The organism is Actinosynnema sp. NPDC023587 (assembly GCF_040640215.1).
Classification (GTDB): Bacteria; Actinomycetota; Actinomycetes; order Mycobacteriales; family Pseudonocardiaceae; genus Actinosynnema.
Genome location: NZ_JBFABG010000011.1, coordinates 89537 through 110405 on the forward strand (window position 1 = coordinate 89537; position 20869 = coordinate 110405).

18 protein-coding genes are annotated in these 20869 nt (G+C 72.6%); 6 read left to right on the top strand and 12 right to left on the bottom strand.

The window, feature by feature from the left end:
* Positions 1–14: 14 nt before the first annotated feature.
* Positions 15–362 carry a hypothetical protein gene (locus tag AB0G01_RS25910; protein WP_360949978.1) on the bottom strand — a complete coding sequence of 116 codons (348 nt, stop codon included), beginning with the start codon at positions 360–362 and terminating at the stop codon, positions 15–17.
* A gap of 289 nt (positions 363–651) precedes the next feature.
* Here AB0G01_RS25910 and AB0G01_RS25915 point away from each other — a divergent pair, with 289 nt between their 5' ends.
* Complete coding sequence (locus AB0G01_RS25915) at positions 652–1119, top strand: SRPBCC family protein (protein ID WP_360949981.1); 468 nt, start codon at positions 652–654, stop codon at positions 1117–1119.
* Positions 1120–1329: 210 nt separating this feature from the next.
* Positions 1330–2982 (top strand): amidase family protein, encoded by a 1653-nt coding sequence (locus AB0G01_RS25920; protein ID WP_360949984.1) that lies wholly within the window; start codon positions 1330–1332, stop codon positions 2980–2982.
* Positions 2983–3010: 28 nt separating this feature from the next.
* On the opposite strand, the gene AB0G01_RS25925 is transcribed toward AB0G01_RS25920, so the two are convergent.
* Positions 3011–3754 carry a hypothetical protein gene (locus AB0G01_RS25925; protein WP_360949987.1) on the bottom strand — a complete coding sequence of 248 codons (744 nt, stop codon included), beginning with the start codon at positions 3752–3754 and terminating at the stop codon, positions 3011–3013.
* A gap of 448 nt (positions 3755–4202) precedes the next feature.
* Between AB0G01_RS25925 and AB0G01_RS25930 the strand changes: the two genes are divergently transcribed.
* The 3 genes from AB0G01_RS25930 to AB0G01_RS25940 all read left to right on the top strand — a co-directional run bounded on the left by AB0G01_RS25930 (position 4203) and on the right by AB0G01_RS25940 (position 6232).
* Positions 4203–4700, top strand: a complete 498-nt coding sequence (locus AB0G01_RS25930; protein ID WP_360949990.1) for a DinB family protein — start codon at positions 4203–4205, stop codon at positions 4698–4700.
* 187 nt (positions 4701–4887) lie between these two features.
* A complete protein-coding gene (locus tag AB0G01_RS25935; RefSeq protein ID WP_360949993.1) occupies positions 4888–5466 on the top strand; it encodes a hypothetical protein in 579 nt (192 codons plus the stop codon).
* A gap of 217 nt (positions 5467–5683) precedes the next feature.
* A complete protein-coding gene (locus AB0G01_RS25940; protein WP_360949996.1) occupies positions 5684–6232 on the top strand; it encodes an EF-hand domain-containing protein in 549 nt (182 codons plus the stop codon).
* A gap of 56 nt (positions 6233–6288) precedes the next feature.
* Here AB0G01_RS25940 and AB0G01_RS25945 read toward each other — a convergent pair whose 3' ends face one another.
* Both AB0G01_RS25945 and AB0G01_RS25950 read right to left on the bottom strand, forming a co-directional pair.
* A complete protein-coding gene (locus AB0G01_RS25945; protein WP_360949998.1) occupies positions 6289–7575 on the bottom strand; it encodes an LLM class flavin-dependent oxidoreductase in 1287 nt (428 codons plus the stop codon).
* Positions 7572–8825, bottom strand: a complete 1254-nt coding sequence (locus tag AB0G01_RS25950) for an MFS transporter (RefSeq protein ID WP_360950001.1) — start codon at positions 8823–8825, stop codon at positions 7572–7574. The genes AB0G01_RS25945 and AB0G01_RS25950 overlap by 4 nt, the downstream gene beginning before the upstream one ends.
* Before the next feature lie 129 nt (positions 8826–8954).
* On the opposite strand from AB0G01_RS25950, the gene AB0G01_RS25955 reads away from it, so the two are divergent.
* Positions 8955–9854 (top strand): LysR family transcriptional regulator, encoded by a 900-nt coding sequence (locus tag AB0G01_RS25955; RefSeq protein WP_360950004.1) that lies wholly within the window; start codon positions 8955–8957, stop codon positions 9852–9854.
* 43 nt (positions 9855–9897) lie between these two features.
* Here AB0G01_RS25955 and AB0G01_RS25960 read toward each other — a convergent pair whose 3' ends face one another.
* The 8 genes from AB0G01_RS25960 to AB0G01_RS25995 all read right to left on the bottom strand — a co-directional run bounded on the left by AB0G01_RS25960 (position 9898) and on the right by AB0G01_RS25995 (position 20835).
* A complete protein-coding gene (locus tag AB0G01_RS25960; RefSeq protein ID WP_360950007.1) occupies positions 9898–11487 on the bottom strand; it encodes an ABC transporter substrate-binding protein in 1590 nt (529 codons plus the stop codon).
* A complete protein-coding gene (locus AB0G01_RS25965) occupies positions 11484–13133 on the bottom strand; it encodes an ABC transporter ATP-binding protein (RefSeq protein ID WP_360950010.1) in 1650 nt (549 codons plus the stop codon). The genes AB0G01_RS25960 and AB0G01_RS25965 overlap by 4 nt, the downstream gene beginning before the upstream one ends.
* The gene (locus tag AB0G01_RS25970; protein WP_360950013.1) at positions 13130–13969 is read right to left on the bottom strand and encodes an ABC transporter permease; all 840 of its coding nucleotides are present in this window, start codon (positions 13967–13969) and stop codon (positions 13130–13132) included. Before AB0G01_RS25970 ends, AB0G01_RS25965 begins: the two co-directional genes overlap by 4 nt.
* Complete coding sequence (locus AB0G01_RS25975; protein WP_360950016.1) at positions 13966–14973, bottom strand: ABC transporter permease; 1008 nt, start codon at positions 14971–14973, stop codon at positions 13966–13968. The genes AB0G01_RS25970 and AB0G01_RS25975 overlap by 4 nt, the downstream gene beginning before the upstream one ends.
* Positions 14960–16336, bottom strand: coding sequence for an aspartate aminotransferase family protein (locus AB0G01_RS25980; protein WP_360950019.1), 1377 nt, complete (start codon positions 16334–16336; stop codon positions 14960–14962). The genes AB0G01_RS25975 and AB0G01_RS25980 overlap by 14 nt, the downstream gene beginning before the upstream one ends.
* 45 nt (positions 16337–16381) lie before the next feature.
* A complete protein-coding gene (gene asnB / locus AB0G01_RS25985) occupies positions 16382–18241 on the bottom strand; it encodes an asparagine synthase (glutamine-hydrolyzing) (RefSeq protein WP_360950022.1) in 1860 nt (619 codons plus the stop codon).
* A gap of 72 nt (positions 18242–18313) precedes the next feature.
* Positions 18314–19756 carry an aldehyde dehydrogenase family protein gene (locus tag AB0G01_RS25990; protein WP_360950025.1) on the bottom strand — a complete coding sequence of 481 codons (1443 nt, stop codon included), beginning with the start codon at positions 19754–19756 and terminating at the stop codon, positions 18314–18316.
* Entirely contained in the window at positions 19756–20835 is a 1080-nt protein-coding gene (locus tag AB0G01_RS25995) for an AMP-binding protein (RefSeq protein ID WP_360950028.1), read from the bottom strand. Before AB0G01_RS25995 ends, AB0G01_RS25990 begins: the two co-directional genes overlap by 1 nt.
* Positions 20836–20869: the final 34 nt, after the last annotated feature.

The following is a 20869-nucleotide window of genomic DNA, read 5'->3' on the forward strand; positions in this document are numbered from 1 at the left end:
GGCTGAAGGTCCGGTTACGGCGGCGGTCGGTCGGGGCGCGCCGTCGACCGGTTCCGCTCCCCGAGCTCGGCCAGGCCGTGCTCCCAGCGTTGCCGCCGCTGCTCGGGCGTCTGCTCCCACCACGGCGTACCGCGTTCACCGAGGGCCACCTTCGCGACTTGCACACGTGCCCGCGCCGCCGCCGGGTCGTCACCGGAGCGCAGCGCCCGGCCGACATCGCGCCGCGCGGCCATGAGCGCGGTGCGCAGCACCGCGCCCACGTCCTCCGGGATCTCCGGGTCGGTGGCGCGCCAGCGGCGTCCGGAGATGACGACGAAGTGCCCGTCATCGGTCTTCTGCACCGGGCCGTCCTGCCTGGCCACCGCGACCTCCTCGCCGTTGTGCGGCTGAGCCGGCGGACCTGGGTGGCCGCACGACCACGAACCGTTCGTCGACAGGTCCCGCGTCGTCGCGGTTACCCGCTGCCCGCGTTTTCACGCGCTCATCCACGGCGGTGGTCGACACCCCCTGATCGGGTGTTCGTCGCGCGGTCGCTGTTTCACGCCGACGGGAGCGGGTAAGTCTCGGTGTGCCAGGGTCGATCATCCCTCGGGTGACCGACCTGCCGTCCTGAAAACCCTTAGCGTCCGACATGAACGGGAGTTTCGTTCGATGAGCACCATCACCGAGTCCGTCGACGTGAAGGCCACCGTCTCCGCCGTGTACAACCAGTGGACCCAGTTCGAGTCCTTCCCCCGGTTCATGGACGGCGTGGAGGAGGTCCGTCAGGTCGACGACGTCCACACCCACTGGAAGATCTCCGTCGCCGGGGTGACCAAGGAGTTCGACGCGACGATCACCGAGCAGCACCCCGACGAGCGGGTCGCGTGGACCTCCGACGCCGGGCCCACCCACGCCGGGGTGATCACGTTCCACCGCATCGACGACACCACCACGCGGGTGACCGCGCAGATGGACATCGACCCCGACGGGTTCGTGGAGAACGTCGCCGACAAGCTCGGCATCCTGGACCGCAAGGTCAAGGGCGACATGCAGAGGTTCAAGACCTTCATCGAGCACCGCGACGGTCAGGAGACCGGCGAGTGGCGCGGGAACGTCGACCGCCCCGCCCAGCACTGACCGTTCAGCGGGCAGCACCCGTTCGGAGGCCGTCGCACACCGGTGCGGCGGCCTCCGACGCATCGGTGGCGAATCACTCGTTCGTGGTCGGTGACGGGGTCGGCCCGACGCACCCCGTTCGACGGATAGTCGCCACGGCGCGCACCGGTCCAGAATCGACTGGTACGAGGGCCTCGCGGCGGTGTGTGTGTGGTGGTGGGGGGGACCGGCATGGCGCGTCGATCGCACAGCCTGCGCAACCGGACGGCGACACTCGCGGTGGGCGTCGTCCTGGCCACGCACCTCCTTCCGGTCGTCACGGCGACGGGTGGCGGCAGCGCGGACGGTGATCGGGTGGCGGCGGGCCGGATCGCCCGGTGGGTGGTGGACGCCGACGCCACCGGACTGGGCGAACTGCTGGCCGACGGCCGGGTCACCTCGGTCGGGTTGGTCAGGGCGTACCAGGCGCGGATCGACTCCTACGAGCAGGCTTACGCCGACCAGCCCGGTGTCAACGCGGTCATCCGCGAGGACCCCGGGGCGCTCGCCGTCGCGGCCGGGCTCGACGCCGAACGCCGTCGCGGGCACGTCCGGGGTCCGCTGCACGGCATCCCGATCCTGCTCAAGGACAACTACGACACCGCGAACCTGCCCACGTCGAACGGCTCGCTGGCGTTGCGGCACTGGCGCACCGCCGATGACGCCGAGCAGGTGGCGCGGCTGCGCGAGGCCGGCGCGATCGTCGTCGCCAAGACCAACCTGCACGAGTTCGCCAGCGGCATCGAGACCGTCAGCTCGCTCGGCGGGCAGACCCGCAACCCCTACGACCAGGCCCGCCACCCCGGCGGCTCCAGCGGCGGCACGGGTGCCGGCCTCGCGGCGGCCTTCGGCGCGGTCGGCCTGGGCTCGGACACCTGCGGTTCGGTCCGCAACCCGGCGGCGCACAACAGCCTGGTCGGGCTGCGGCCCAGCCTGGGGCTGTCCAGCCGGGACGGCATCGCGCCCCTCTCGGACACCCAGGACGTCGGCGGTCCCCTGGCCAAGTCGGTCCGCGACATCGCGCTGGTCCTGGACGCCACCGCCGGGTACGACCCGGACGACCCGTCCACGACCGCGTCCATCGGACGGGTACCGCCCACCTACACCGCCGCGCTGGACGACACCGCGCTGGACGACGCCCGCATCGGGGTGCTCACCGACTACCTGGGCACGTCGGCCCCGGAGCGGACGACCACGGAGCTGGTCCGGGCGGCGGTCCGGACCATGGCGGGCCGGGGCGCGACCGTCGTCGACCTGCCGCCCCAGCCCGCGCTGATGGCCGCCGTGGACGCCTCCTGGTTGATCAACGACGAGCACGAGCGCGACCTCGACCGCTACCTGGCGGCACCGGGCTCGCGGTACCCGCGCTCGCTGGCCCGGCTGGAACCGCCGGCGGACCGGGTGACCCTGGCCGACATCGTCACCTCCGGCCAGGTCACGCCGACCGTGCTGGAGCGGCTCAAGACCCGGCTGGGTCGCTCGACCGGTCCGCAGGACGACTACCACCAGCGGTTGGCCCGGCGGGCGGAAGCGCGGGAACTGCTGCGGGCGCTGATGGCCGACAACGACCTCGACGCGCTGGTCTACCCGACGGTCCCGCGACCGGCCGCGTTGATCGGGCAGCGGGAGGAAGGGGGCCGGGCCTGCGCCCTGGCCGCCAACACCGGTTTCCCGGCCCTGACCGTGCCCGCCGGCTTCACCCCGGACGGCCTGCCGGTGGGGGTCGAGCTGCTGGGCGCGCCGTTCAGCGAACCGACCCTGCTCGGGCTCGGGTTCGACTACGAGCAGGCGACGCACCACCGCCGGCCACCGCCGAGCACCCCACCTCTGACCAGCCACCGGTGACGGCGGCGAAGGGGACTCGGGGGCTGGTCTACCCGGTCGGCTTCTGCCACACGACGACGTCCAGCGTCATCTGCTGGTCTTTCATGGCGCGGATGACGATCCGCGCGTGGGCACCGGTATTCGTCTTCACGCAGAACGCGGCGTCGGTGACGAGGTCCTCCGCCCCGATGTAGCCCACGTACCCCGCGCGCAGGCACTCCTCGAAAGTCGACTCGGCCTTCGCGGGTGCGATGCCAGCGGATGCCCACAGGTAGCTCGCGTCGTATTTGAGGTCCTGCCCCGACCCGGTCCCCTCGTTCGGTTGGGCTATCCAGACCGACTCCTGGGAATCCAGGTCCAGCGCGTAGTCATCGGTCAGGTGAATCGGGTGGTCGCCGCTCATCCGGCTGATCTCGGGCGTCGCGGGGGCGGGCTCCACCCGCGTGTTCTTCTGCGTGCTCTGCTGTGTGCTCTGCTGCGTCGCCTCCGTGGTCGGTCCCGCCGCTGCGCTCGTGGTCGTCGTGCCGGCCGTCGTGCTGCCCGCCTGGGCGGGGTCGTCCAGCGAGCGGGTGACCACGAGGGTGATCGTCACCGCGCCGGCGACGATTCCCGCGACCGCCAGCAGCACCCACCGGTCCACCGGTTTCCCGAGGCTGGTCACGAGCTGCACCCCGCCGAGCAGCAGCGCCACCGCACCGACCACCACGGCGATGTTCAGCGCGGAACCCGCGAGTACAGCCGCCACCGCCGCGACGTCGGCGATGATCCCGATCAGCCACAACCGCTGCGACACGGGTTTGTGCTCTGGTGCGCGCTGCCCGGCCGGATCCGGTCGTGGCCGCGTCGACGAGTCCGTCACCTGTTCCCCTTCGTGGAGCCGACAGGCGTGCAACCTACCTCCGGGTCAGGATGACCGGCTGGAGAGGCGGCCGAGATGAGGTTCTCTCGCAACGGGATCGTCGCCGGCCGACAACACCTGACGACTGCTCAGGGTCCGGGCGGACGGGTCACCCGCGAGGACGCGGTAGGGTGGTGTCGTCGGTGTGCACCGGATCTTCCCGGTGACCGACCACGGCTGCGGTGTTCCAGTCCCGCCCGCGCCGGCACGCTCACCGCGCCTCGAAGCGGTGGAGCGCATCGAACGCCCTGACGTTCATGACTCGTCCCAGTTCCGGGACGCCCTGTCCCCACCCCCCGCGTCGTGGGTTGTCCCGCCACGCACCCGAACGGAGTGAAAACCCATGAGTACCACCAGACTGACCGACGGCGACGAACGAGCGGTCATCGAGAACATGCTCGACCGCAACCGCGAAGCCCTGATCGAGACCGCGCGCGGCCTCTCCGAAGTCGACGCCCGACGTCGGCTCGTCGCCTCGCTGACGACACCGATCTCGTTGATCAAACACGCCGCAGCCGCCGAACGGATCTGGTTCCAGCGGTTCTGGGCGGGCCTGGACGCGACCGGGTGCGACGGGTACTCGAACCGCGACGAGGGCACCTTCACCGTCGCGGACGACGAGTCCTTGGCCGACGTGATCGCCGAGTTCGAGCGCGCGAGCCGACGATCGCGGGAGATCGCCGCCCGCTTCACCCTCGACGACACCAAGGACAACCCCCGCGAAGGAACGGTCAGCATGCGCTGGACCCTGCTCGCCATGATCGAGGAGTTCGCGCGGCACGCGGGGCACGGCGACATCCTGCGCGAGCAGATCGACCAGGCGTCGGCCCGCCGGGGTTGAGTCCGGGCGGCTCGGCCCAGGTGCGTGCGGCGTCCCCGCGTTCGCTCCGGACAGCCGGGGGTCGCCCGGTGGCCGGGTGAGTGGCCACCTCCGTGGGGTGAAGGTTGTTGGCGGAACGGACCGCTCTCGGTTGCCTCGACCACAGGAGTACCTTCGGGTAACCATCGCAGAGACCATCGTCGACCTGATGGGAGACAAGCAGATGACACCGCGCACCACCGCCCTGGCGGCGGCCCTGGCGCTCGTCGCGAGCCTGCTCACCGCGACCGGCGCGGCCACCGCCGCACCCGCCCGGGACATCGGGGTGGGCCTGCCCGCCGTCGTCGACGCGGCCAAGGCCAAAGCCGGGGCGGAACACCCCGACGCCGGTTTCTACGGGGTGGCGGCCGAACTGGACCAGCCCCCGGTCACCGAGGTCGACGGCATCCGGGGCTGGCGGGTGCACTTCACCGTGCACCAGCAGACCAACGGCTTCACCTACGTCTACGACGTCGACGGCGGCTACCGGCGGACCGAGGACTGGATTCCGGTCGGGATGTACGGGCTGGTGGACCCGTTCACCATGGTCGAGGAGAAGGCGCTGGCCGTCCTGCGCCTCAACGGGTTCCGGCAGCCGTTCTCCGAGCTCGTCCTCGTGCAGCGGCGGGAGGTCGACACCGAACCGGTGTACTTCTTCTGCCTGGAAGGAGAGGGGCAGGACCGGGCCACCGGCGTCGGGACGAACACCCAGAACGTCTACCCGGACCAGTTCGACTGCAACACGTAGCCCGCAGTCCGGGACGGTCGGACCGGCAGGCGGTGGACGTCCGGTGGATTCCGCACCTGTCCTCACCTTGAGGTGCCGTGCTCCGACCGCCGGGATTCACCCGGTGTGGTGAACCGGTTCGATGTGCGCGCCCGGGGCGGGCGGAGGTTCGTAAAGTTCGTCGCGATCGCGCCGGCCACCGTGCGGCGCGCGTCCTACGAACAGGGGTCGCCACGCGATGACCAGCGTCCTGAAGTTCCAGAAGTTCAGCATCCTCTTCGACTGGTTCGACCAGAACGGCGACGGTCGGCTCACCCAGGACGACTTCCAGGCCATGGCCCGGATGTTCGCCCAGGTCGCGCCCCGGGGCGACAGCGCCACCGTCGACGCCCTCGACGACGCCTTCGACGCGTGGTGGCGGCTGCTGCTCGGGCACGGGGACACCGGCGGCGACGGGAAGATCTCGCGTGAGGAGTTCGTCGCGCTCATGCAGTCCGAGGTCACCGCTCCGCAGCACTTCCAGGGCGCGGTCATGGCCATCGCGGACGCGGTGATCAACGCCGTGGACACCGACCGCGACGGCGTCCTGAGCCAGGACGAGTACGTGCGCCTGTACGAGGTGCTCGGCGTCACCCGCGAGAACTCCGGCCAGGCGTTCGTCAGGCTGGACCTGGACGGCGACGGCGTGATCAGCCACGCCGAGTTCCGCCAGGCCATCTCCGACTTCTACCTCAGCGCCGACCCGGACGCGCCGGGCAACCACCTCCTCGGGCCGGTCTCGCCGTAGCCCGCGACCGGGCCCCGCGCGGGCGGCACCGATGTGCCGCCCGGGCGGGTTTCCGGTCAGGCAACCGGCGTGCGGCTGGTGAGCAGCCGTGGCACGGTGCGCTCCACCAACGCCTCGAAGTCGTTGCCCAGGATGATCTGGAACCCGTCCACGCCGCCCTCCTCGTACCAGCGGCGCAGTTCGTCGCCGACTTCCTCGGCCGTGCCGACGAACTGCGCGTGCTCGCCCAGCGCGACCGCCCGCACGGCGAACGCCCCGGCGGTCTGCCGGCCCGACAGGGCCAGGTCCCACAGCGGCAGGTACCGGGAACCGCAGGTGGTGAACACCTCCTCGGGGTCGTCCGGGAGCACGCCGGCGGGCAGCGGGTCGCTCGCGTCCAGACCGTCCAGCGGCAGGGCGGGGAACTTGTCGCGCAGTTGCCGCAGCGCGGACGTGCCGATGACGGGATTGCCCGCGTACCGCTCGCGCGCCTCCTCCAGCCGCTGCGCCGTGCCCGGCGTGTCGGTGATGTGGACGAACGCACCCGGCAGCAGTTCCACGGCGTCCGGGGCGCGCCCGGCGCGCGTGGCCTCCGCGCGCAGCAGCCGCCGCAGTTGCCGGGCGGAACCGAGCGTGGGCGTGCCCGCGAAGACGCCGTCGGCGGTGCGGGCCGCCAGGCGCAGACCCTCCAGGGACGACGTGGCCTGGAGCGTGTAGGGGAACTCGGCGGAGTAGGGGGCCATGTCGATCGGCCCCGACTGCTCGTAGAACTCGCCCCGGTGGTCGACGTCGACGATCAGGTCGTCGCGGACGAACCGGTCGCCGGCGGGATCGGGGACGGTGGCCCCGGGCGGCCAGCTCGCCCACAGCTCCCTCGCCACGGACAGGAACTCCTCGGTCTGGAGGTGGCGCTTCTCCCGGGGCACGTCGCGGGTCATGCCGATGGCCGTGCCGGAGCGGAACGACGAGACGACGTTGATCCAGGCGCGCCCCCGGGCGATCCGGTCGAGGCTGGCCAGGCTGCGGGCGAAGGCGAAGGGGTGGTTGTAGAGCGTGGACGCGGTGGGCATCACCGCGATGGTGGACGTGGCGCTCGCCAGGATGGCCGCGAGCTGGAACGGCTCGAAGGCGTTGATCGGCGGGCCGGTGCGCACGCTCGCCCGGTCGACCCCGGAGAAGTCGGCCTGGAAGAACGCGTGGAACCCGGCGGCTTCCGCGTGCTGCGCCGCGCGGATGAAGGTCCCGATGTCGAACGGGGAGTCGGCACGGCCCTGCGGGGTGCGCCAGTCCCGGCTGGAGGGCAGGTACTGCGCGTTGAGCAGGAGGGTGGGGCCGGACCGGCCGGGGGGTGGTGTGGTGCTCATCGGGTCTTCTCACTCGTCTGTGCGGTGTCGTCCCGCTGTCGGGACGGCGTGGGCGTGGGGCCGGGTCCCAGCGCGCCCGCCGCGAGCGCGACGAGCGCCAGGGCCGCCGCCGTCCACAGCAGGGGCGTCGGGCCGGCGGCTTCGAACACGGTGCCGCCGAGGAGCGCGCCGAGCGCGATGGACGCGGTGAACACCCCGACGTAGAGCCCGGTGACGTGTTCCTCGCGGCCCTTCCCGGCCTGCGTCATCCAGATCTGGCCGCCGACCGAGAGCCCGCCGTAGGCCAGGCCCCACAGGACGGTCCCGGCGACCACGACGGCGGCGGCGGTGCCGAACAGGGCCAGCGCGGTGATCGAGGCGGCGATGCCGGCCGCCAGCCCCAGGACGGTGGCGCGCGAGCGGCGGGCGGCGGTCGCGCCGGCGGCGAAGTTGCCGACGAGACCGGCCACGCCGTAGGCGAGCAGGACCGCCGCGATGACCGGCGGGCTGAAGCCCGCGCCCTGCTCCAGCACGGGCCGGATGTAGGTGTAGGCCGCGAAGTGGGCGGTCACCAGGAACACGACCACCACCAGGCCGCTGACGACCGCCGGCGTGCGCAGCAGCGGTCGGCCGGCGGTCCGGGCCGCCGTGGCACCGGCCGCCGGCTTCGGCAGCGGCGGCAGGGCGAAGCGCAGGCAGGCGGTCAGCACCAGCGAGGACGCGGCCAGCGCGCCGAAGGCGCTGCGCCAGCCGAACGCGTCGCCGACGATCGTGCCCAGCGGGACGCCGATGACCGAGGCCGCCGCCACGCCGCTGACCGCGAAGGAGATCGCCAGGGCGGCGTGGCGGGGCGCGACGAGCCGGGGCGCGACCACCGACGCCAGCGACCACACCACGCCCATCGCGAGGCCGAGCACGACGCGGGACACGACGAGCACGGTGAAGCCCGGTGCCACCGCCGTCAGGGCGTTGCCGGCGGCGAGGACGACCATCGCGGCGGCGACCACCGCGCGGCGGTCGAGGTCGCCGAGCAGGCGGGGGACCAGCGGTGCCGTCACGGCGGTCACCAGGCCGGTGATGGTGAGGCTGAACCCGGCCGTGCCCGGCGCGATGTCGAGGCCGTCGGCCATCGGGGTCAGCACCCCGACCGGCAGCATCTCCGAGGTCACGACGACGAAGGTGCTCAGCACCAGGACCGCGACGGACAGCCATTGCCGCGCCGTGCTGCCGGACGGGTCCGGTTCGGCGCGTGCGGGAGCGGGGGCGTTCATGGGGTAATTCGAACAACGTCCACCCCGTGGAACAACAGCGATTCGCTGCACGACCGATGAGCTAGGCTGATCGGTGCGGACGTCGTGGAGGTACTGATGGGCCAGTTGCCCGTTCAGGGTATCGAGTGCTTGCTCGTGCTTTCGGAGGAACTGCATTTCGGGCGGACCGCCGCCCGGCTGGGGTATTCGCAGAGCCGGGTCAGCCAGCTGGTGGCCGCGCTGGAACGCCGGGTGGGCGCGCGCCTGGTCGAGCGGACCAGCCGCCGCGTGGCGCTGACCAGGTTCGGCACCGAGTTCCTGACCGAGGTGCGGCCCGCCTACGAGCAGTTGGTCGGGGTGGTCGCGCACGCCGCGGAGCGGGCCCGGCGAGGTGGTCTGCGCGAGGTGCGCATCGGTTTCCAGGGCAGCGTCTACGAACAGGTCACCGAAGCGCTGCGGCGTTTCCGCCGGCAATTCCCGGTTTCCGTGGTGGTCACCGAAATCCCTCTCGGTTCACCTTTTTCGGTGGTCCTGGACGGGGTGGTCGATTGCGCCGTCGTGCAACTCCCGGTCCGGGACGACCGGTTGACCGTGGGATTCCGCTTCCCGGCGCAGGACCAGTTGCTGGCGGTGGCCACCGACCACCCGTTCGCCGACCGCGACGCGCTCGACGTCGAGGAGCTGGCGGCGGTGGACCTGCTGGCCCCGGCGGGTGACGCGCCCGGCTACTGGGTCGACGCCCAGGTGCCCCCGTCGACGCCGTCCGGCGCGGCGCTGCGGTCCACGACCAGGGTGACGACGCTGGAGGAGGGGCTGGCGCTGGTCGCGGGCAGCGACCACGCGATGCTGGTGTGCCGCCCGTTCGTCGAGCGCAGCAACCGGCGCGACGTGCGCCACATCCCGGTCGCCGGGCTCGGCGGTGCCTCGCAGCTCGGCCTGATCTGGCGAACCGACCGCACCACGCCGCAGCTCACGGCCCTGGCGCGGCTGCTGGACGAGGAATTCACGGCCGGCCTCCCGGTCGCGCGGCCGGAGATCGCCATCGCCTGAACCCCGGTTCGCGGCGCGAACCGGGGACGGCGGCGGCGCGCCCTCAGCCCTTCTTGGCGCGGTAGAGGATCGGTTCCCAGGGGCTGACCGGGAACGTCAGGTCTCGCACGGAGCCGCTCACCAGGATCACCTGCGACGAGTCGAACAGCGGGATGCCGTACCCCTGGTCGAGGATGGTGGTGACCGCCTGGTCGACGATCCGGCGGCGCTCCTCCGGGTCCACCGTCCGGGCCTGCCGGTCGAGCGGCTCGTCCACCTCGGGCCGGGCCTGCTGGGACTTCCAGGTGGTCAGACCGGTGTGGTAGAACGCGGCGATGCCGTCCGCGTCACCCCGGCTGGCACCCTGGCCCACCGCGAGCTGCCACGTCCCGGCGTTCCGGCGGTCGAGCTGCTCGGCGTCGGACACCGGGCTCAGGCGCAGCGCGATGCCGATCTCGGCCAGCCGGCTCTGGACGTACTCCCACCCGGACCGGGCGGTGCCGATGTCGCCGCTGGAGTAGGTGAGCTCCAGCTCCAGCCGGACGCCGTCCTTGACGCGGACACCCCCGTCGCCGGGGACCCAGCCCGCCTCGTCGAGCAGGTCGCGGCTCAGCGCCGGGTCGTGGGCCAGCAGGGCGCTGCGGTCCCGGTAGTACGGGTGGGCGCGCGACACGACGTCCGTGGCGGCCTCCACGCCCTCGCCGTAGAACGTCTTCGCGTACTCCTCGCGGTCGATGCCGTGCTGGAGCGCGCGGCGGACCGCCGGGTCGGCGAGGACGGGGTGCGCGGTGTTGACCAGGAAGCTGTTCACCACGCCGATGCCCGGAGCCACCACGGTCGCCACCGAGTCCGATCCCCGGGCCTGGGCCAGACCGGTCTCGGTCATCGAGTAGGCGACGTCGTGCTCACCGGCGAGCACGCCCGAGGCGCGCACGTTCTCCTCGGGCACGATGCGGATCGTCACCCGGTCCAGGGCGGCCTCGCCGGCGTGGCTGAAGGCGGCCGGGGCCCAGTCGTACCCCTGCCGCTTGACGTACTCCACGCGCTCGTCCTGCACGGCCTCGTCCAGCACGTACGGCCCCGACCCGACGGTGCCCTGCGCGCAGCGCTCCTCCGGGGTCCGCGCGAGCGAGGCCGGCGCGATGATGCCGAACTGGCCCTCGGTGTTGGCCTGCGGGAACCCGGCGTTGGCCTGGGTGAAGCGGACCCGGACGGTCCGGTCGTCGACCGCCTCGGCGCGTTCGTAGCCGCGCAGGTACGCGCCGGCCGTGGGCGAGACGCCCTGCCCCGCGAGCTCCCACAGCTTCTCGAAGTTGTCGGCGACGACGCGGGCGGTCAGCGCCTCGCCGTTGCTGAACGTCACGCCGTCGCGAACGGTGAACTCGTAGGTCCGCCCGTCGTCCAGCGTCTTCCACGACTCCGCCAGGTAGGGCTCCAGCGCACCGGTGTCGGGGTTCTTGCTCAGCAGCGTGTCCAGCACCTGCCGGCCGAAGATCGCGAACGGGTTCGACTGCGCGTAGTCGAAGCACGTCGGGTACCAGCCGTAGGCGATGCGGAGGTGGGTCGGGTCGACCGGCTCGGGGCCGCTGCCGCAGCTCGCGAGCAGGGCCGCTGCCGCGACCGCGGCCAACCCTCTGGATGGGGCACGGGTCATCGTCTTGCCGTCCTGACTAGTGGTGAAGGGGGAGGAGCGGCGCTCAGCTCGGGTACCGCGTCGAGCAGAGCGCGGGTGCGGGGGCCGGCCGGCGTGGTGAACACGGTCCGGGTGGGACCGCGCTCCTCCACCCGTCCGCCGTGCATGACCAGGACCTCGTCGGCGACCGCCCGGACCACGCCGAGGTCGTGGGAGACGAACAGGTAGGCCACGGCGAGCCGGTCCTGCAAGCGCCGCAGCAGTTGCAGCAGGGTGAACTGCACCGTCTGGTCCAGCGCGGAGACCGGTTCGTCCAGCACCACCACGTCCGGTTCCAGGGCCAGCGCGCGGGCGATCGCCACCCGCTGCAACTGGCCGCCGGAGAGCTGCGGCGGACGTCGGTGCGCCACGTCGGCGGGCAGTTCCACGCTGTCGAGCAGTTCCCGCACGCGTCGCGCCCGCTCGGCGCGCGTGCCGATCCGGTGCGCCTCCAGGGGTTCGGCGACGATCCGGTCGATGGTCAGCGCGGGGTTCAGGCTCGCCGAGGGGTTCTGGTAGACGAGTTGGACGCGCCGGGCGAACGCGGCGCGCCCGGCCCTGGTGGTGTGCTCGTGCCGGCCGTCCAGCAGGATCGTCCCGCTGTCCGGCCGTTCCAGTCCGGTGATCAGCCGCAGCAGCGTGGACTTGCCCGCGCCGGACTCGCCGACGAGTGCCACCGTGCGGCCCCGGCGCAGGGTGAGGTCGACGTCGCGGACCGCGTCGACCCGCTCGCCCGTGCGCCCGCCGAAGGTCTTGCCCACGCCGCGTGCTTCGAGCACGACCCGCGCCGGGTCGTCGGCGGGCAGCGCGGGACGCTCCGGGAGGTTGCCCGGCAACGAGGTCAGCAGCCGCGTGGTGTAGGGCTCCCGAGGCGCGGCGAGCAGCGTCCGGGCGGCACCGGACTCCACGAGCCGGCCCTCGCGCAGGACGAGGAGCCGATCGGCCCGCTCCCCGGCCACGGCGATGTCGTGGGTGACCAGGAGGACGGACAGGCCGCGTTCCGCGCGGAGCCGGTCGAGCAGGTCGAGCACCTGGCGCTGCGCGGTGGCGTCGAGGTTGGAGGTGGGCTCGTCGGCGAGGATCAGCTCCGGCTCGCCGACCAGCGCGAGGGCGATCAGGACGCGCTGGCACAGGCCCCCGGAGAGCTCGTGGGGGTACTGGCGCAGCCGCAGCGCGGGCCGGCTCACGCCGACCGATTCCAGGGCCGCGACCGTGCGCCGCGCGCTCTCGTCCCGGTCGGTGACGCCCAGGAAGTGCCGGTGCAGCTCGGCGAAGTGCTTTCCGATGCGCACCAGCGGGTCGAGCGCGCGGGTCGGGTCCTGCGGGACCAGCCCGACCGACCGGCCGCGCAGCGCGCGGGGGTCGTCGACCCGCGCGACCGCGCCGGAGTGGTCGCGGACCTCCAAGGCCCGGTAGTCCACCCGCGCCGCGCGCGGGTTCAGGCCGAGCAGCGCGTGCAGGGTCGTGGACTTCCCGGAGCCCGACTCGCCGACGATCGCCACCGTCCGTCCTCTCGGGACGGTGAACGAGAGGTCGTCCACGACGACGGCTTCGCCGTCGCCCTTCGGGTACGCCACCCGGAGTCCTTCGACCCTCAACGCGAACCCGCCGCTGTTCTCCACGCTCATACCAGGCTCACTTCCGAAGCTCCGAGGTTGCGGCCCACGCGGTGCAGGGCCAGCACGACGCACGCCAGCACCACGCCCGGCAGCGCCGTCAACCACCACGCGGTCCGGAAGTAGTCCTGCCCGCCCGCGATGAGGTTGCCCCACTCCGGTGTCGGCGGTTGGGTGCCGTACCCCAGGAAGCTCAGCGTCGACACCGACAACACCATCGTCGCCAGCTCCAGGGCGGCCAGCGCGGTGATCGGCCCGCGTGCGTGCGGCAGCACGTGCCGCAGCAGGATGCGGTGCCGCGCGACCCCGAAGCCCGCCGCCGCCTCCACGAACGGCTGGGAGCTGACCCGCAGCACCTCGGCGCGGGTGACCCGGGCGAACGCGGGCACCGAGGCGAGGCCCACCGCGACGGCCAGGTTCACCGGCCCGGCACCCAGGCCCGAGACGATCAGCAGCGACAGCAGCAGCGCGGGCACGGCCAGCAGCACGTCGACCCCGGCCATCAGCACCCGGTCGACCGCACCGCGCAGGTAGCCCGCCACCAGCCCGATGACGACGCTCGCCCCGAACGCGAGCAGCAGCGCCAGCAACGCCGTCAGCAGCGTCGCCCGGGTGCCGTGCACGACCCGGCTGAACAGGTCGCGCCCCAGCTCGTCGGTCCCGAACAGGTGCGCGGCGGAAGGTGACGACAAGCGCCGCGACACGTTCTCCGCCAACGGGTCGTGCGTCGAGAGAAGATCGGGCAGCAGGGCCGCCAGCACGACCAGGCCGAGCACGGCCGGCGCGACCCACGTCGGGTGCCGCCGGTTCCGCCGGACGGCGGGGAGCACGGGAAGGGACCGCGTCATGCCCGGCCTCCCGCGATCCGGTGCCTCAGCCTCGGGTCCAGGACGGGGTAGAGCAGGTCCACCAGCAGGTTCGCGCCGGCGAACACCACCGCGGCGAACACCGCGATCGCCATCACCACCGGAGCGTCCTGCGTCTCCACGGAGGACACGAGCAGCCTGCCCAGGCCCGCGCGGGCGAAGACGGTCTCCGTGACCACCGTGCCCACCAGCACACCGCCCACGGTCAGGCCGGCGATGGTGACGAACGGGAGCAGCGCGTTGCGCACGACGTGCGCGAGGTACACGCGCCGCCAGGGCAACCCCCGCGCCCGCAGGAGTTCCACGAACGACGAGCGCAGCACGTCGTCGAGGCTGCGCACCAGCACGGCGGTGAGCGATGCCGACACCGGCAGCGCGAGGGCGATCGCGGGGAGCACCAGACCACTTCCTCCGGTGGAGGGCACCCACCGCAACGTGAACGAGAAGAGCTGTTGCAGCAGCAGCCCCAGCAGGAACGCCGGGACCGCCGCGACGAGCGGCGGGACGTTGACGAGCAGCCGGTGCGCGGTGCTGCCGGGGTGCCACGACGTGGCCAGCGCCAGCAGGAACGAGAACGGCAGCGCGATCAGCAACGCCGTGCCCGCCAGCGCCAGCGTGTTGGGCGCGACGGCCGCGAGCACCGTCGCCACCGGCGTGCCGGACCGGAACGACGTGCCCAGGTCGCCGGTGACCAACTGCCCGAGCATGTCCAGGTACCGCGCGGGAAGGCTGTGGTCGAGGCCGTAGCGCTGCCGCAGCGCCTCGATCTGCGCCTGCGTGCTGCCGCCCGCCCCGGACGACCGCCGGTCCAGCATCAACGCGACCGGATCGCTCGGCAGGGCGTACACCAGCACGAAGGACAGCGTGTAGACGGCCAGCACCACCACCGCGAAGTAGCCGAGCCGGCCCGCCAGGTGGAGCGCGACCGCCGGGAGCGACCAGGTCCGTCCCGGCGGCGCGCCCGGGTCGAGGTCAGTCGCGGCCATACCCCTGCCCCGACACCTCGGTGAGCGCCGCGCGCACCGCCTGCTCGATGAAGTCGAACTCCTCCTGCCCGATGATCGTCGGCGGTGCCAGCAGCACCACGACGTCGCCGCGCTCGTCGATGCGGGCGTGCAGCCCCTCGTCGAGCAGCGCCGGGGCGAGGACCTGGTCGATCAGGCCGCGCCGCTCCCGCGCGCCGAACGCCTCCTTGGTCTCCTTGTCCTTGACCAGCGCGATGCCCCAGAAGTAGCCCAGGCCGCGCACGTCGCCGACGATCGGCAGGTCGTGCAGCTTCTCCAGCGTGGCGCGGAACGCGCCCTCGTTGTCCCGCACGCGTTCGTTGAGCTTCTCGCGCTCGAAGATCGCCAGGTTCTCCAGCGCCACCGCCGCCGCCACCGGGTGGCCGGCGAACGTGTGCCCGTGGGCGAAGGTGTTCTCCTTCTTCTTGAAGGGCTCGAACACCCGGTCGCTGACGATGGTCGCGCCGATCGGGATGTAGCCGGAGGTGATGCCCTTGGCGGCGGTGATGATGTCCGGCACGACCCCGTACCGGTTGATCGAGAAGAAGTCGCCCACGCGGCCGAAGCCCGCGGTGACCTCGTCCGCCACCAGCAGCACGCCGTACCGGTCGGCGATCTCGCGCACCCGCTCCAGGTAGCCGCGCGGCGGCGGGAGGACCCCGCCGGAGTTCTGCACCGGTTCCAGGAAGATCGCCGCGACCGACTCGGGGCCCTCCAGCTCGATGGCCTCCGCGATCCGGTCCGCCGCCCAGCGCCCGTACGCCTCCTCGTCGCCCAGGTGTTCTGGAGCGCGGTAGAGGTCCGTGTGCGGCACCTTGACCGCGCCGGGCACCAGCGGCTCGAACTGTGCCCGGACCGGCGGCAGCGACGTGATGGCCAGCGCGCCGTGCGTCGTGCCGTGGTAGGCCAGGTTCCGGCTGACGACCTTGTAACGGCCCGGCTGTCCGATCGCCTTGAAGTACTGCTTGGCGATCTTCCACGCCGACTCGACGCTCTCACTGCCGCTGTTGGTGAAGAACACGCGGTTGAGGTCGCCCGGTGCCCGCGCCGCGAGCGCCTCGGCCAGTTCGGCGGCGCGCGGGTGGACGCGGCCCCAGATCGGCACGAAGTCGAGTTCGCGGATCTGCTTCGCCGCCGCGTCCGCCAGCTCCGGCCGGCCGTGGCCGACGTTCGCCGTGAACAGGCCCGAGAGGCCGTCGAGGAACCTGCGGCCCTTGTCGTCCCACAGGTACGCGCCCTCGGCGCGGGTGATGACCGGCAGTTCCGCGCCCGCGGCGATGCCCGCGTGGTTGGTGAAGTGCAACCAGAGGTGGTCGCGGGCCTGCGCCCGGACGTCGTCCGACATCTGGTCCTCCGTTCGGTTGGTGGGGGTGGGGTGTGCGGGTGGCGGTCAGGTCGTGATGCTCGGGTTGTACTGCCGCAGCCACGACGCGAAGTTCAGGACCACTTCGCCCTCGTAGTTGCTGACCAGCCCGTCGGACTTCGCCGTGCCCGCGATGTTGTGCGGGTCGAGCACCTTCCGGTCGAAGATGTCGCGGAGGTGGTCCGGCGGGTTCGCGGTGACCTCCGCGATGTGCTCGCCGATGCGCTTGGAGTACTCGGGGTCCGGGGTGGACGGGTACGGCGACTTGGTGCGCTCCAGCACGTTCGTCGGCAGCAGGTCCCGCACCGCCGTGCGCAGGACGCCCTTCTCCCGCCCGCCCGAGTTGTGGACGCCCTGCGGCAGCCGCACCACGTGCTCCACGATCCGGTGGTCGCAGAACGGGACGCGCACCTCCAGGCCGCCGGCCATGCTCAGCCGGTCGTTGCGGTCCAGCAGCATGGGCAGGAAGTACGAGGTGGCCAGGTGGATGATCTCGCGGTGCCGCCGCTCCTCCCTGGTCAGGTCCTCCTCGAAGACCAGGCCGTCCAGCGCGTCGGCGTACTGCTCCCGCAGGAACTCGTCCACCCGCAGGCTCGCCAGCAGGCCCGGGTCGATCGTGCCGAGGACCTTCTGGTGCAGGTGGCCGTGCGCCGGGCTGTCGGCGATCCACGGGAACGTGTCCGACCACACCGCCGCCGGGTCGTGGAACCACTTGTAGCCGCCCAGGATCTCGTCGGCGGCCTCGCCGGACAGCGCGACGGTCGCGTGCCGGCGGATCTCCCGGCACAGCAGCAGGAGGCTGGTGTCCAGGTCGCCGAAACCGTTGGGCAGGTCGCGCGCGCGGATCGTGGCGTCCCGCACCGCGCTGTCCGCCAGCAGCCCGCTGTCCAGCACGATGTTGGCGTGCCGCGAGCCGATGAAGTCGGCCGCGTCGCGGGCGTACCGGCGGTCCTGCGCCGATCGCGAGCCGGTCGAGTCCGACGTGTCGGTGAAGTCGACCGAGAACGACCGCACCCCGTCGTGTCCGGGCAGCCGCCCGGCGATCGCGGTGACGGCCGAGGAGTCCAGTCCGCCGGACAGCAGCGTGCACAGCGGCACGTCCGAGATGGTCTGCCGCCCCACCGCGTCGTCCAGCAGGGCGCGCAGGCGCTCGGCGGAGTCGGCGACGTCCGAGGTCTCCGCCCTGCGGCCGATGACCTCCTTGAGGTCCCAGTACCGGGTGGTGCGCACACCGTTGCGGGAGAACGCGACCACCTGTCCGGGCAACACCTCGGAGATCCCCCGGTAGGGGTTCAGGCCGGGGAACTTGACCAGCGACAGCACGAGCTGCCGCAGGCCGTCCTCGTCCACGGCGGTGGGCACGGCCGGGTGCGCCAGGATCGCCTTCGCCTCCGAGCCGAACAGCAGCCGGGACCCCTCGTGGTGGTAGTGCAGGGGTTTGACGCCCAGCCGGTCGCGCACCAGCCACAGCGTCTCCTCGGCGCTGCTCCAGATCGCGAAGGCGTAGATGCCGTTGAACCGCTCGACCGCGCGCGGTCCCCACTGGTCCCAGGCCGCGAGGACGACCTCGGTGTCACCGACCGTCCGGAACACGTGGCCGCGCGCGATCAGCTCGGTGCGCAGCTCCCGGTAGTTGTAGAGCTCGCCGTTGTAGGTCAGGACGAGGCGGTCGGGCGTGCCCGGACCCGCGTGCAGCGCCATCGGCTGCGCGCCGCCGTCGAGGTCGATGACCGCGAGCCGCCGGTGGGCGAGCACGGCGTGCCGGGAGCTCCAGACGCCCGACCCGTCCGGGCCCCGGTGGGACTGCGCGTCGTTCATCCGCGCCGCGATGGTGGGTGCTTCCGGGCCGAGCCCGGCGAAGTCGACCCATCCGGCAATTCCGCACAAAACGTTCCTCCTGCGCGCTGCGTGTCCTGCGTCGTTGGCCTGTGGTGGGCGGGGGCGTCCCGCTGCGGTGCCTCAGGTCGACACCACCGCCTTGCTGCGCATGAGGAAATCGCCCAGGTACCCCTCGTGCGGGAGGTTGCCGTCGCTGTGCACGGTGGGCGCTCCTACGTGGACGTTCTGCACGGTCGGGTCCCGCAGCAGGGCTTCGACCAGTTCGTCGTCGTCGGTGATGGCGTTGACCACCAACGAGTTCCGCAGCGGCTCGGCCCCGTCCGAGCGCTGCCACGGCGCGACCCACACGCACGGGAAGGGCAGCTCCTTGCCGAGCAGGCCGTCCCGCGGGTCGGCCACGGTGAACACCGCCGGACCGAGGACCACGCCCCCGTCGGGGTGCGGCGTCGCCACGTCGTCCCACGGGATGACGGCGTGGGCGCGCGCGGCGGCGTGCCGCAGGTGGTCCACCAGCGCACGCGCGGAGTCCACCGGGAACCGGGGGCCCACGTGCTCGTCACCGGTCTGCCGCCCGCGCGTGCGGTCCGCGAGGACCGCCGCCAGGTCGCGGGCGAACGCGGCGTGGTCGCCCTCCACCAGCACGGCGGTCGTGTTGACGCACGCGGCACCCGACAGGGCGGTGACCGAGTCGGCGACCAGTTCCACCGCCGCCGGACCCGCGTGGTCGCGCCCGACCAGCGTCTTGGACCGGCCGGGGCCCCCGACCTTGATGTCGGGCGACGACCCGTACTCGGACTGCACGTCGTCGCCGCCGTACATCAACCCGAGGTGGGCCCGGCGCACGATGGTCGACACGCCCTGCCTCGACGTCGGCAGGAACGCCGCGTCGAGGTCGCGGAACCCCGCCGCGCGCAACGCCTCGATCACCCGGTACGCGGTGAACGGCTCCCGGCGCGAGGGCCGCACCACGACGCGGTAGCCCAGCGCGAGCGCCTGCAACCACCCGTTCTGGATGGTCGGCAGGTTCCCGGAGAGGATCGCGCCGAGCGTCTCCCCGCGCCGGGTCCACACCCCCTGGCCGGAGCCGGCCGCCGCGACCCGCCACGACCGCGCGGACCCGGTCGGACGACCCTGGTCGGCGCGGGTCGGCGCGTCCGCGATGGACCGGGCGACCGCCAGCCCCAACGTCTCGATCAACGCCCGGTTGTGTCCCGACACGGCGGCCACGCGCGCCGAGTGCTCGGCGAAGGTGAGCCCGCCGAAGGTCTCGTCGACGAACCGGCGCGCCGCGTCCGCCAAGCGCTCGGCGCGCTCCTCCGGGGGCAGCGGCAGCGCTTTCCGCTGCGCCGCCAGCGTTTGGGCCACCAGGAGGTCGGGCGCGAGCGACAACGAGGCGACCGGGGTGCCGTCCACCCCGGTCACGACCTCGCGGGCGTGCGCGAGCTGCCGGCCCCGGTGGGTCAGCAGCGGGAGCACCGGCAGGTCGGCTGCCCCGTCCCGGACGGCCGCGACGGTGACCCCGGGAACGGCCCCGGAAGTGACCCCGGAAACGACCCCGGTCATCAGTACACCCCCTCGATCACGCGCTCGCCGTCGAAGGTCTCCAGCGGCTGCGGCGAGCGCAGCGCGTCCCCGACCGCCCCGGCCGGGCCCGGCAGACGGATCGCCGAGTCGCGCTCCAGGTTGTTCGGGATGAACACGGCGCTGCTGATGTGGGTCATCCGCACCTGACCGCGCTGCCCGTACTCGACGGGCCGGTGGGTCTCCTGGTCCACGACGGCGAACGTGACGAACGGCGGGTAGCCGTCGTACACGGTGGCCGCCGCCGGGTCCGCCGGGTTCCGGATCTTCGCGGTGGTCAGGACCATCGTGCTGCCGTAGACGTTCTGGATCACCGTTCCGGGCAGCGCTTCGACGAACAGGTCGAACGTGTCGTCACCGAGTTGCGCCCCGGCGAGGGAGACGTACTTCAGCGTCCGGCGCAGGCGGTCGACCAGGTCGTCGCGCAACACCAGCTCGGCGAGGATCGGGGGCGTCGTCGTCACCGCGGCGATGTCCTGCGTGCGCACGATGTGCGAGATCTGGTCGATCAGGTGCTCCACGTACGCGTCGGGCCGGTGGCCCGCCAGCACCTGCTTCTTCACCCAGCGCGGGTCCAGGTCGACGGTGTGCAGCACGGAACCCAGCGCCCGCGCCTGGAGCCGGGTGGTGTGCCCGAACGCGTGCGGCCCGGACGGCATCGCGACCAGCCACGGGTCGCCGGTCGGGAACCCCGCCGCCCGCAGCTCGTCGGTCTTCCAGTCGAGGCACCGGTTGATCCAGCGCTCGGTGTAGAGCAGCCGTTTCGGCGAACCCGTCGTGCCGCCCGTCTCGAAGACGTACGGGGCCGGGTGCCCGGAGAGCCCGCGCGGCAGCAGGTCCGCCACCGGGCGGTCCCGCAGGTGCTCGGCGATGTCCGGGAAGCGCCCGAGGTCGGCGAACGACCGGATGTCGCGCACCGGGTCGAAGTCCAGCTCGGCGGCGATGCCGAGCCACAGCGGCGACCCGGTCTCCGGGGAGAAGTGCCAGCGCAGCGCGGCGTGGAGGTACTCCTCGGGATCGGTGGTCGGTGAATCTTCCAGTCGGGGGAACGAAGAAGTCATGGTCGTCCAACTACCTCGCGGTCGCGGGGGGAGG